This window comes from Gemelliphila asaccharolytica (assembly GCF_001553005.1).
Classification (GTDB): domain Bacteria; phylum Bacillota; class Bacilli; order Staphylococcales; family Gemellaceae; genus Gemelliphila; species Gemelliphila asaccharolytica.
In genome coordinates, this window is record NZ_KQ959874.1 from 67,837 (window position 1) to 81,013 (window position 13,177).

Sequence of the window (13,177 nt, forward strand, 5' to 3'; positions counted from 1 at the left end):
TTCATATTATAAATGTTCAGGGCAGGAGGAAGAAAAAATGAAACAAGGAATACATCCAAATTATAGAAAGGTAGTATTTATGGATACTACAAGTGGATTTAAATTTTTAAGTGGTTCTACAAAGCCATCAAAAGAAACAATTAAGTGGGAAGATGGAAATGAGTATCCTCTTATTAAAGTTGAAATAAGTTCTGATACACATCCATTTTACACAGGTCGACAAAGATTTGCACAAGCAGATGGAAGAGTTGAACGTTTCAATAAAAAATATGGAATCAAAAATTAAAACAGACAATATTTTTTGTCTGTTTTTATTCTATATTAAGAATTTATTTGGAGATATGAATGTTTGAAAAAAGAGAAATAGGTTGGATAGAATGCATATGTGGGAGTATGTTTTCAGGAAAGTCAGAAGAACTAATTAGAAGGATAAAAAGAGGGCTTATAGCAAAACAAAAAATATTATTATTTAAGCCTAAGATAGATGATAGGTATAATGTTGATAAGATTTCTACGCATAATGGAAACACTTTTGATTCTGTAGCTATATCTAGTTCCGAAGAAATTTATAGTTATATTGAAAATAAAAAATATGATATTATAGGAATTGATGAAATACAATTTTTTGATTATAATATTATAAAAGTAATAAATTATTTAGCTGAAATAGGTATTAGAGTTATAGTAGCTGGCTTAGATATGGATTTTAAGGCAGAGGCATTTCACCCTATGCCTGAAATAATGGCTATTAGTGAAATTGTAACAAAGTTGCATGCAGTTTGTAGTAAATGTGGTGGAGAAGCTAGTAGAAGTCAAAGATTGATAAATGGTTTACCAGCAAAATATAATGATCCAATTGTTGTTATAGGAGCAAGTGAGACTTATGAAGCTAGATGTAGACATTGCCATGAAATAAAATATGATTAGGAGTAATAATGGAAATATTAACACAATTAGAAATAGTAGAAGAAAGATATGAGAAACTTAATGAACTACTAAGTGATCCAGATATAATAGGCGATTCAAAAAAATTAATGGAATTGTCAAAAGAACAAAGATCTATAGAAAAAACTGTATTTGTTTTTAGAGAATATAAAGATATATTAAGACAAATAAAAGAAATAAAAGAGTTATTAGATATAGAGAATGACAAAGACATGAAAGAAATGATGCAGGAGGAAGTTAAAGAATTAGAAAATAAAATAAATCCTTTAGAAGAAAAATTAAAAATCTTACTGTTGCCAAAAGATCCTAATGATGAAAAAAACGTTGTTGTTGAGATAAGAGGAGCAGCAGGAGGTGATGAAGCTGCATTATTCGCATCAGATTTACTTAGAATGTACACAAAGTATGCAGAATCACAAGGTTGGAAGATAGAAATTTTAGAGTATTCTGAAATAGGTATAGGTGGTATAAAAGAAGCAATATTTACTGTGTCAGGAGAAGAAGTTTATTCTAAAATGAAATTTGAAAGTGGGGCACATAGAGTTCAAAGGGTTCCTACGACTGAATCTAGTGGAAGAATACATACCTCAACTGCAACTGTAGTTGTATTACCAGAGGTTGAAGAAGTTGAAGTAAATATAAATGAAAATGACATTCGTGTTGATACATTTGCATCATCAGGAGCAGGAGGACAATCAGTCAATACTACAATGTCAGCTGTTCGTCTTACTCATATTCCTACAGGAATTGTGGTATCTATGCAAGATGAAAGATCCCAAATTAAAAATAAAGAAAAAGCTATGAAGATTTTAAGAGCTAGAGTATATGATAAATTTCAACAAGAAGAACAAGAAAAATTTGATGCGGAAAGAAAATCAAAAGTAGGTACAGGTGATAGATCGGAAAGAATAAGAACATATAATTATCCACAAAATAGAGTTACAGATCATAGAATAGGCTTGTCACTTCAAAAATTGGATCAAATAATGGAAGGGAAATTAGATGAGATAATGGAAGCTTTGAGAATAGCAGAACAAACAGAAAAAATGAAAGAATTAAATAAAGGTAATTCTCTGTAATGAAAAGAGAGGAAGCTTTAAAAAAAGCTAATTTTCTTTTGTACAAATCAGGAAAAGAAGTAAGTTTATCGAATTTTTTACTCATGTATTTGTTAGATGAAAATCCTCAGCAATTCAAAAAAAATATCAATAAATTTTTGAATGAAAAAGAAGTAAATAAGTTTTTTTTACTTTTAAATGAGCATATTGAAGAAGATAAACCTTTAAGTCATCTTTTAGGATTTGATTACTTTTATGGAAGAAAATTTTTGGTAAATAGTTCTGTTCTTTCTCCAAGAATGGAAACTGAAGAATTAGTTTATATAATTTTAAAAAATATAAAAGATTGTAATAATAAATATTACAAAATATTAGATTTATGTACAGGTAGTGGAATAATAGCAATAACATTAAAAAAAGAAATTGAAGTTGAAACAGATATATTTGCTTCAGATATTTCAAAAAAAGCATTAGAAGTAGCAAAAAAAAATGCTATTAATTTAGATGCTGATATAAATTTCATTGAATCTGATATTTTCGATAATATAAAAAATAAATATGATATATTAGTATCTAATCCTCCTTATATATCGTATGAAGATAAGAATAAATTAAAAAAAAATGTTTTGAATTATGATCCACATATAGCACTATTTGCAAAAGAAAATGGAATGTATTTTTATAGAAAAATATTGGAAGATGCTAAATGTTATTTAAACAATGATGGAGTTATTTTTTTGGAAATAGGGTGTACACAAGGGGAATTTATAAAGAATCTAGCAAAAAAATATAATTATAATATAAATGTAATAAAGGATTTGAACGGGTTAGATAGAATTGCAATATTAAGGCCAATATTTTAGTATATTTTTGATAATATTATATTTTCTGGTTATAATATTCGATTAGTCATTTTTTAGATATAAATTCTATTGATAATTCATTTTATATATTTTTAGTTGTTATAAAAGGTTAGTTTTTATTTATAAAAACTAACCTTTTAATATATTCTATTGTAAAAATCGATTATTAATTTATTTTTATTTTAATTTTTTTAAAAATTCATTATATAAATATAAACTTTTTTCATTTTTGTTATTTTGATTAACTTCATAAAAAATTTCATTTTTTAAATTATTAGGTAAGTATTCTTGATAAACATAGTTATATTTGTAGTCATGAGGGAATTTATATCCCACCCCATTTTTTAAATTTTCTGCACCAAGGTAATGATTATCCTTTAAATAATTAGGAATATTAAACTCTGGATTATTTTTAATGACTTTTAATGCTTTATCGATTGATTTTATTGCAGTATTAGATTTTTTAGATAACGACATTTGTATTACTACATTAGAAAGGGGTATTCTTGCTTCAGGGAATCCTAAAGATTTAGCAGATTCTATTGCATTATACACAAAAGGTCCTATATTAGGATTTGCAAGTCCAATATCTTCATAACAAATAACTAATAATCTACGGCATATAATTTCAAGATCTCCACTTTCTATTAATAAAGCTAGATAAAATAATGCTGCATTAACATCACTACCTCTTATAGATTTTTGTAATGCACTTATTGTATTATAAAAATAATCTTCATTTTTATCATATTTTTTAAAGTTACATAATGAGAAATTTTTAAAAGTTTCTATATCAATATTTTCATTATTATTTGATAAATTATATATTATTTCTAAGGAATTAAGTGCAAATCTTAAATCACCAGATGAACTTTTAGAAATTAAATTAAAAACAGAATCGGAAATTTTTATATCTTTATTGAAAATATCTTTGTTATTAAATATTTTTTTTAGATAATCAGAAATTTCATTGTAATTAATAGGTTTCAATTCAAATATTTTTAATCTTGATCTTACTGCAGGTGATATAGAATGATAGGGATTATGTGTTGTGCATCCTATAATAAAAATATTTTCAAATTCTATTTCTGGTAATAAGACGTCTTGCATAGGTTTTGTCAATCTGTGAAATTCATCTATAAGCAATAGAATTTTCTTAAAATTTTTAGATTCATATATTATGTCAGTTAAATCTTTTTTTGTACAATTTACTGCGTTTAATATTTTAAATTTGTAATCTAGTTCGTTAGCTAAACACATAGCTATCGAAGTTTTACCAGTACCTGTAGGCCCATATAATATAAAAGAAAACATGGCTTTAAATTGTACAATTTTAGTTAAAATTTTATTTTCCCCTATTAAATGTTTTTGCCCTACAATATCTTTTATTAATTTTGGTCTTATACTATTTATCAGACTCATATTATATTTCCTTTCTTATTAAGTGAAAAAAATTTTAAATATGATATGATAATATAATATCATATTATTGTATCAATGTAAATGATATTTTTCTAACCAATAAAATATTATATTAATAATTTCTATTTAAGAGGAGATTTAAATGATTAATAAACTTTCATGGAAAATAGGTGGAGAACAAGGAGAAGGTCTTGAAAGTACTTCAGAAATTTTTTCTACAGTTATAAACTCTCTAGGGTATAATATGTGTTCTACAAGAAATTTCTCAAGTAGAATTAAGGGAGGACATAGTAATAGTAAAATTTGTATATCAGAAAATAAAACAAACGTTATAGAGTATAAAACAGATATCTTGGTTGCTTTTGATCAAGAGTCGTTAGAAAATTATATAAGCGAATTACATGAAAAAAGTATTGTAATTGTCGATAAAAAAATAAATCCTGTAATTCCAGAGGAAATGAAATGTAAAATTGCTATTTTTGAAATAACAGCTCTAGCAAAAGAAATAGATAATACTATAATAAAAAATGTTCTTACTTTAGGAATATGTTCTAAATTATTAAATATTGATATAAACATTTTTAAAAAAATGATAGAAAATAAATTTTCAAGTAAAGGTAAAGCAGTTGTTGATAATAATATAAAAGCATTTGAAGTAGGATATGATTTAATGGCTGATTATATGAAAAAAAACAATATTAATGACGAATTTTTCTTGAAAAAATTAGTAAAAAACAAAAAAAATAATATGTGGATTATGGGAAATCATGCAGCAGCAATAGGAGCAATAGCAGCAGGTTGTAGGCTATTTGCTGGATATCCAATAACTCCAGCTACAGAAGTAATGGAATATATGTTTGAAAATATAAGCAAAGTAGGAGGAGCGTATATTCAAACAGAAGATGAATTATCAGCATTAGGAGTTGTAATTGGAGCAAACTTTGCTGGAGTAAGGTCTATGACAGCAACTTCTGGTCCTGGATTAGCACTTATGACAGAATTTTTAGGCTTAGCTACTATAAGTGAACAACCAGCTGTAATATATGATGCACAAAGAGGGGGGCCAGCCACAGGGATGCCTACAAAAATGGAGCAATCAGATATTTTATTTGCAACATATGGAGGTATGGGAGATTCTTCAAGAATAGTTTTAGCTCCAACATCAGTAAAAGATAGTTTTTATATCATGTGTGATGCCTTTAATATATCAGAAATGTATCAAACTCCAGTAATAGTTCTTACTGATCAGCAATTATCTATGAATAAAGAAACTATATCTAATTTTAATTTTTCAAATATAAAGATAAATAGAGGAAAATTACTTTCTGATAAGGAAGTTTTGAATGAAAAAGAAAATATTTATTTTAAAAGATATGGCTTAGATAGTTTAGTATCTAATAGAGCAATACCAGGACAAATAGGAGGAATACATAATGCAAATAGTTCTGAGCATTCAGAGTATGGACTTCCTTCAGAAAATCCGACAATGAGAAAGTTACAAACATCTAAAAGAATGGAAAAAATTTTATCTGTAAAAATAGACAATACTTATTTTTATAATAAACATAATGAAGAAAAATATATTTTATTAGTAGGGATAAACTCTGTATGTAGTACCATTGACGAGGTGTGTAGAATTTTAAAAAAAGAAAATATTTTTTGTGATACGCTACATATAAGACAAATATTTCCAGTAGATAAAAATATAAAAAAAATTATGAGTATGTATAAAAAAGTATATATAGTAGAACATAATCATAATGCACAATTAAAAACTGTTTTACAAAATGACTTAAAACTAGATTTTGAATTAAATAGTATAAGAAAATATAGTGGCGAAATATTTTATACACATGAAATAATAGATGAATTGAAAAAGGGGATAATAAAATTATAATGGTTACTTTAAAAGAATATAGAAATGGAGAAAAACCTGATTGGTGTCCTGGTTGTGGAGATTATTCGGTATTAGCTGGACTAAATAAAGCTGTGGTGTCTTTAGGAATAGAACCTCATAATTTAGTTATTTCTGCAGGGATTGGATGTTCAGGTAAAATTAGCGGTTATACAAGAGCGTACGGATTTCAAGGGTTGCATGGTAGAGCATTACCAGTAGCTCAAGGGATAAAATTAGCTAATAAGAATTTAACAGTAATAGCAATGGGAGGCGATGGAGATGGCTATGCAATAGGAGTAGGACATTTTATTCATGCTATGAGAAGAAATATTAACATAACATATATAGTAATGGATAATCAATTATATGCATTGACTAAAGCACAAGCATCTCCTAGATCTGATTTAGGATTTATTACTTCTACTTCTCTTGAGGGTGCTACAGATGAGCCAATATTTCCTACTAGATTAGCATTATCTATGGGAGCAACTTTTGTAGCACAGGCTTTTACAGGAAATATGAAACAAATGGTAAATATATTTGAGCAAGCCATATCGCATGAAGGTTTTTCTATTGTTAATGTATTTAGTCCTTGTCATACATATAATTATAAAAATACTCCTCTTTGGTTTAAACAACATTTAACTAATTTAGATAATTTGACTGATTATGATATTAGTGATAAATATAATGCATATAAGGTAATAGATGAATATAATAATTTAATAACTGGAGTAATATATAAAAATGAAAAAAAAGAAATTTTTGAAAAAAAAATACCAGGATTTAGTGAAAATTTACCCATTTCAAAAATGGATATAAGCGTAAAAAATGATATTATTGAAAAAATGTGTGATTGTTTTAGATAGGAGAAGAAGTGAAAAATAAAAATAGAGTGTGCATTTTATTTGTTTTAATTGTTACTGGATATTTAGTATATAAAAAAACAAAAGTATTAAATGATTTTGATAATTCAATAAATGAATGTAAAAAACAAATTCTTCAAAAAGGATATAAGATAAAAGATAGTTGGAGTTATAATGTACCAAAAAATACATATCTAGAATTTGGATTTTCCGATTATGAAAATATGAATTATGAAGTTATTTTTAATAAATTTAAAAATAGTATAGTTTATATAAAAAAAACAAATAAAAATTAAAATACTAAATTGAAGTTGTACAATGTACAAAGAATTAGTTATCATTACTTAATTCTTTGTATATTGTATTATTTATTTTAATAATTATTCCTAGTAATATAGTATTGCTAATTAAAGAACTTCCTCCGTAGCTGATAAAGGGGATACTAACTCCTATTACAGGAATTAGTGAAGTAGTAGAATATGTATTAAAAATGAAACCAAATAAAAAGGAAAAAGAAGATAAAAATAGAAAATAATAATAAAAAGTTCCATTTTCACATTTTTTAGAAATACGTAATATTTTATAAATAAAAACGAAAAAAATAAAAATAAAAAATGTAGCACCTATAAATCCAAAATTTTTTGCAATAATTGACAAAATAAAGTCGTTATATTGTTCGTCTATATAGTTAATATTTTTACTAAATGTACCGTAAAGCTTACCTTTTGACATTTCATTTATTATTTGGGTTATTTGATAAGAAAAATTTTGAGTGAATTTTTCAGGAAAAATCCAAGAATTTACTCTTTTAATTTGGTAATTTTTGAATCCAAAAATTGTTAAATACTTAGGAAAGTAGATGGAAAGGAAAATAAATAGAGAAACAATAAAAGAAATTATAGAATAAATAATTAAAGAAATTTTATTTTTTTCACAAACAATAAATGTTAAGATTAAAAATAAAAATAAAAAAAATAATGCATTCCCTATATCATTTTGTTTTGTTATTAGTATAAATGGCACCATAATGATAAGAATAATTTCAAATAATTTTATTATATCAGATGTTAATTTAAAATGTTTTTGAGAAATAAGATAGCTCATCATTAAAACAGTAGAAGTTTTTACAATTTCAGAAGGCTGAATACTAAAAAAACTAAAATTAAACCAACTTTTAGAACCATTTACTTCAGGAGCTATAGTGTTAGATGAAAACAATAGTATAACTAAAATTATTATTGTTAATATAAAAAAAGGTATACTTATTTTTTTATAAGTATGAATATTAATTTTTTGAATTATATATAGTATAAAAAAACCTAATATATAAAAGAATAACTGTTTTACAAAAAGCATGGAAATTTTGTTATTATTATATTCAGCTAAAAATATAGAAATAATACTTATAATTGAAAATAAAAAATAAAATATTAAAAAAGAAAAATTTCCTTTTGAAAAGATAAATTGTTTCATATTTAGCTCCTTTTACTAAAAAAATAATACTTTAATATATCTTGTTGGTTTTATAAAGAAATAATACGAAAAAACAACTTGTTTGTCAAGGAAATATTAAATTATATAAAATTAATTAATTTTAACAAGGATATTTTATTTTACTAGATTTTTGACTTTATATTATTTATAATAAAAGTAGCATTTGGCTAATATTAAATTAAAAATGTTTATAATGAATACTTATATGAAAAAGAGGTAATATTTTGAAATATACACCAATGGTAGAACAATATTTGGAAATTAAAAAAAACTATCAGGATTGTTTTTTGTTTTATAGATTAGGCGATTTTTATGAGATGTTTTTTAATGACGCAATAGATGCATCCAAGATATTGCAGATAACGTTAACAAGTAGAGATGCAGGGAATAAAAATAAGATTCCAATGTGTGGAGTACCATATCATTCTGCAAATAGTTATATAGATATATTAATAAACAAAGGATATAAAATTGCTATATGTGAGCAAGTATCGCCTCCAGGAGTAGGTAAAATAGTTGAAAGAAAAGTTATTCAAGTTATAACTCCTGGTACCTATATGGATTATAAGAATTTAAATGAAAATAATTATATAGGTTTAATATATTATGAATATCAAAAATATTATCTTATTTGTATAGATATAATGACAGCGGATGTAAAAGCAATAATATTAAAATCTTTAATGTCATTATTGGACGAAATCAATAAGAATAACATAAAAGAGTTAATTAATATAAATATAAAAGGTATAAATTTTACAGATAAATATGTAACAAATAAGGAAATAGAAAAAAATTTAAGATATAAAAATACAGAAAATATAACAGATGAAGTAATAAAAACTTTAATTAATAATTTATATAATTATGTAGAAAAAACACAATCTATAGGTGTGGAAAATTTTAAAAATGTAAAAATATATAACAAAAATGAATATTTATACATGACTAGCTATTCTCTAAAAAATTTGGAAGTAATACAAAATATTAACACTAATTCTAAAAAAGGTTCTTTATTATCAGTTATAGATAAGACCAAGACATCACATGGATCAAGAAAATTAAAGCAATGGATAGAAAGCCCTTTAATTGATATATATAAAATAAAAAATAGACAAGAAATTGTTTCTATATTTTTAGATGAATTTTTTATTAGATATGAATTGCAAAAAAAATTAAATGATATTTGTGATATTGAAAGATTATCCTCTAAAATATCTTATGGATTAATAACGCCAAAGGAATTGATAAATTTAAAGAATAGCTTAAAAAAAATACCTGAAATAAAAAATAATTTAAAAATAATTAATAAAAAAGAAATAAATATATTAAATGAAAAAATTATATTACCTGAAGAGCTTTTATTACTTTTAGATAATGCAATTGATGATAAAGCAGGACAAGTATTAAAAAATGGTAATATAATAAAATATGGATATAATGAGGAACTAGATAAATATAAAGATGCAAAAAAAAATGCTGATATAATGTTGCTAAATGTAGAAAAAGAGCAAAAAGAAAAAACAGGTATAAAAAATTTAAAAATAGGTTTTAATAAAGTTTTTGGATACTACGTAGAGATATCAAAAACAAGTTTAAAAAATGTAAATATCGAAAATTTTGGATATATAAGAAAACAAACTCTTTCAAATTGTGAAAGATACATTTTTGAAGATTTAAAAAAACTGGAAGAGTATATTATTAATTCAAATCAAAAAATAGAAGAACTCGAAACAAATATATTTAATAGTGTTAAAGAAAAAGTAAAAAAATATGTAAAAAAAATACAAATATTAGCTAATTTTATTAGTGAATTAGATGTATATATATCCTTATCGTCAGTAGCTGAGGAATATGGATATACTAAACCTACTTTTAATTCTAATAAAAAACTAGATATAAACGAAGCAAGACATCCAATAGTAGAAAGAATGATAGAAAATAATGTGTATATAAAAAATGATTTTAAAATGCAGTCTGATGATAATATATTACTTATAACTGGTCCTAATATGTCAGGGAAGTCAACGTATATGAGACAATTAGCACTTATAGTTATTCTGGCACAAATGGGTTCTTATGTACCATGTAGTAAAGCAAATTTACCTATATTTGATAAAATTTTTACAAGAATAGGAGCTTCTGATGATTTAGCTGGTGGCAAATCTACTTTTATGGTAGAAATGATTGAAGCAAAAAACGCTTTGGTAGAATCAACAGAAAATTCATTATTAATATTTGATGAAATAGGTAGGGGAACTTCGACATATGATGGTATTGCATTAGCAAGAGCTATCTTAGAATATATAAATACTAAAATAAAATGCAAGACATTATTTTCTACACATTACCATGAATTAACTAAACTGGGAAAAAACAATGGAATTAAAAATATTCATGTGACTGCAAAAGAAGAAAATGGAGAATTAATTTTTCTTTATAAAGTAGCAAAAGGAGCAATAGAAAAAAGCTATGGTATTCATGTCGCAAAACTTGCTAATATTCCTGACGAAATAATCTCTAATGCTAACAAAATATTAAAAAAATTGGAGAATGATTCAAAAAAATTTAATTATAATAAAAAAAGTGAATTAGGTATGTGTCAAAATAATTCATCACAAGACAAATATAGAAATTTAGCTAAAAAATTGCAATCAGTAGATATAATGAATACAACACCATTGCAAGCAATAAAAATAATAGATGAATTAAAAAAAAGTTTATAAAATAGTTAGGAGATAAATGGGAAAAATAAATATATTGTCAAAAGAACTTTCAAATAAAATTGCTGCTGGGGAAGTAGTAGAAAGACCCGCTTCAGTAGTAAAAGAACTTTTAGAAAATTCTATTGATGCAGGTAGTAAAAATATTAAAATAATTATAAAAGAATTTGGTGTTAAAGAAATAAGAGTAGTAGATGATGGAGAAGGTATTTTGAATGAAGATATAGAAAAGGCATTTACTAGACATGCAACAAGTAAAATAATAGATGATTATGATTTATTCCATATAAATACTTTAGGTTTTAGGGGAGAAGCATTAGCAAGTATTTCATCTGTTAGTGAAATAGAAATTAATAGTAGCACTAAACATGAAAAGCAAGGAAAAAGTTTGCTAATAAAGGGAGGAGAAATAGTAAAAAATACTTATTGTCCGCCCATAAATGGTACAGATATAAAAGTAAAAAATTTATTTTATAATACTCCTGCAAGATTAAAATATTTAAGAAGTAAATATACAGAACAAGCTAATATATTAAATATAATAAACAAATTAGCGTTATCGTATATAAATATATCTTTTGAAGTCATTATAGATGATAAAGTTATGTTTAGGACATTTGGAGATGGAAATATAAGTAAAATCATATCTTCGGTATATAATTACAATATAGCAAAAAGTATGCTGGAATTTAAGACAAGAAATGATGATTATGAAATAATAGGATATATTTCTAATCCAGAACAGACTAGAGCAAATAAAAATTATATAAATATATTCGTGAATGGTAGATATATAAAAAATTATTTAATACAAAATGCTGTTATTTCTGCATATGGAACTTTTCTTATGAAAAATAGATATCCCATAGTAGTTATAAATATTAATATGAACTCATCATTAGTAGATGTAAATGTACATCCTACAAAACAAGAAGTAAGATTATCAAAGGAAAAAGATTTAATTTTTTTAATAGAAAATAAAATAAAAGAGAGATTAAAAAGTAATATATATATACCAAATGGATTGAATAATTTGGTAAGAAAAAAAAATGAATATAATTATTTTCAGACAGATTTTGATGAGGACTTTAATAAATCTTTTTATATAAATGAAGATAAAGAATATTATGATGAAAATAATAAGGATAATAATGAAAAATTAAGTCGAGATAATTTTAATTTTATTATAAATAAAACTAATGGATTTTCAACTTTAGATAAAAAAGAATGTGAAAAAGAATATGTAGAAAAAAAAGAAAAAGATGTGTTCGCATATGAAAACAAAGAAAAAACACCTGAATTTATAAAAAAAGATGTTAATAAATCATTACCTAATTTAGTTATCCTTGCACAAATTTTTAAAACATATATATTAGCACAAGCAGATGAAGACCTTTTTTTAATAGATCAACACGCAGCACAAGAAAGGTATAATTTTGAAAAAAATCAAAAAAATTTTTTGAAACTTAAAAAGCAAGTAAAACAATTATTGATACCGATAATAATTAATTTTGAAATTCAAGAAATTCCAAAAATTAAAGAGATTTTATTTAAATTAGAAGAATTAGGAATTAATTTGGAAGAGTTTGGGGAAAATAACTATATTTTACGAGAAGTTCCTATTTGGATCGAAGTAGATGAAGAATTCACGGTAAAAAATATAATAGAAAAATTGTCTTTTAATAAAAATATAGGAATATCAGAATTAAGGAATGATGCTATAGCAATGATTAGTTGCAAATCGTCTATAAAAGCAAATCAATTTCTTACAGTGGAAGAAATGCAAAAGGTAGTAAATGACTTATATAGTTGTGAAAATCCTTTTACTTGTCCACATGGACGCCCTGTTATTTCAAAAATCAGAAAAAAAGATTTAGAAAAGATGTTCAAAAGGATAGTTTAGGAAAAA

The 13,177-nt window shown here is 24.3% G+C and carries 11 protein-coding genes; 9 read left to right on the top strand and 2 right to left on the bottom strand.

All coding sequences use genetic code 11. The features are described from left to right. Positions 1-37 precede the first annotated feature (37 nt). From HMPREF1871_RS03280 to prmC, 4 genes are read left to right on the top strand one after another with little or no spacing between them, the layout of a single operon-like run. Positions 38-286 carry a type B 50S ribosomal protein L31 gene (locus HMPREF1871_RS03280; protein ID WP_066130028.1) on the top strand — a complete coding sequence of 83 codons (249 nt, stop codon included), beginning with the start codon at positions 38-40 and terminating at the stop codon, positions 284-286. 59 nt (positions 287-345) lie between these two features. Further along, a complete protein-coding gene (locus tag HMPREF1871_RS03285) occupies positions 346-927 on the top strand; it encodes a thymidine kinase (RefSeq protein ID WP_066130030.1) in 582 nt (193 codons plus the stop codon). A gap of 14 nt (positions 928-941) precedes the next feature. Further along, a complete protein-coding gene (gene prfA / locus HMPREF1871_RS03290) occupies positions 942-2,024 on the top strand; it encodes a peptide chain release factor 1 (protein WP_232297359.1) in 1,083 nt (360 codons plus the stop codon). Further along, positions 2,024-2,866, top strand: coding sequence for a peptide chain release factor N(5)-glutamine methyltransferase (gene prmC / locus HMPREF1871_RS03295; protein WP_066130034.1), 843 nt, complete (start codon positions 2,024-2,026; stop codon positions 2,864-2,866). Before prfA ends, prmC begins: the two co-directional genes overlap by 1 nt. Before the next feature lie 177 nt (positions 2,867-3,043). On the opposite strand, the gene HMPREF1871_RS03300 is transcribed toward prmC, so the two are convergent. Beyond that, a complete protein-coding gene (locus HMPREF1871_RS03300; RefSeq protein ID WP_066130037.1) occupies positions 3,044-4,288 on the bottom strand; it encodes a replication-associated recombination protein A in 1,245 nt (414 codons plus the stop codon). Positions 4,289-4,430: 142 nt separating this feature from the next. On the opposite strand from HMPREF1871_RS03300, the gene HMPREF1871_RS03305 reads away from it, so the two are divergent. The 3 genes from HMPREF1871_RS03305 to HMPREF1871_RS03315 are packed head-to-tail and all read left to right on the top strand — an operon-like array spanning position 4,431 to position 7,347. Next, positions 4,431-6,185, top strand: a complete 1,755-nt coding sequence (locus HMPREF1871_RS03305; RefSeq protein WP_066130039.1) for a 2-oxoacid:acceptor oxidoreductase subunit alpha — start codon at positions 4,431-4,433, stop codon at positions 6,183-6,185. Beyond that, positions 6,185-7,054 (top strand): 2-oxoacid:ferredoxin oxidoreductase subunit beta, encoded by an 870-nt coding sequence (locus HMPREF1871_RS03310; RefSeq protein ID WP_066130041.1) that lies wholly within the window; start codon positions 6,185-6,187, stop codon positions 7,052-7,054. Before HMPREF1871_RS03305 ends, HMPREF1871_RS03310 begins: the two co-directional genes overlap by 1 nt. Before the next feature lie 8 nt (positions 7,055-7,062). Next, positions 7,063-7,347 (top strand): hypothetical protein, encoded by a 285-nt coding sequence (locus HMPREF1871_RS03315; RefSeq protein ID WP_066130043.1) that lies wholly within the window; start codon positions 7,063-7,065, stop codon positions 7,345-7,347. 34 nt (positions 7,348-7,381) lie between these two features. Here the strand turns inward: HMPREF1871_RS03315 and HMPREF1871_RS03320 are convergent, their stop codons facing one another. Further along, entirely contained in the window at positions 7,382-8,524 is a 1,143-nt protein-coding gene (locus HMPREF1871_RS03320; protein ID WP_066130045.1) for an FtsW/RodA/SpoVE family cell cycle protein, read from the bottom strand. Positions 8,525-8,769: 245 nt separating this feature from the next. Here HMPREF1871_RS03320 and mutS point away from each other — a divergent pair, with 245 nt between their 5' ends. Together mutS and mutL are read left to right on the top strand one after the other, a co-directional pair. Next, positions 8,770-11,271, top strand: coding sequence for a DNA mismatch repair protein MutS (gene mutS, locus HMPREF1871_RS03325; RefSeq protein ID WP_083505630.1), 2,502 nt, complete (start codon positions 8,770-8,772; stop codon positions 11,269-11,271). Positions 11,272-11,287: 16 nt separating this feature from the next. Next, complete coding sequence (gene mutL / locus HMPREF1871_RS03330) at positions 11,288-13,171, top strand: DNA mismatch repair endonuclease MutL (protein WP_066130046.1); 1,884 nt, start codon at positions 11,288-11,290, stop codon at positions 13,169-13,171. Positions 13,172-13,177 lie beyond the last annotated feature (6 nt).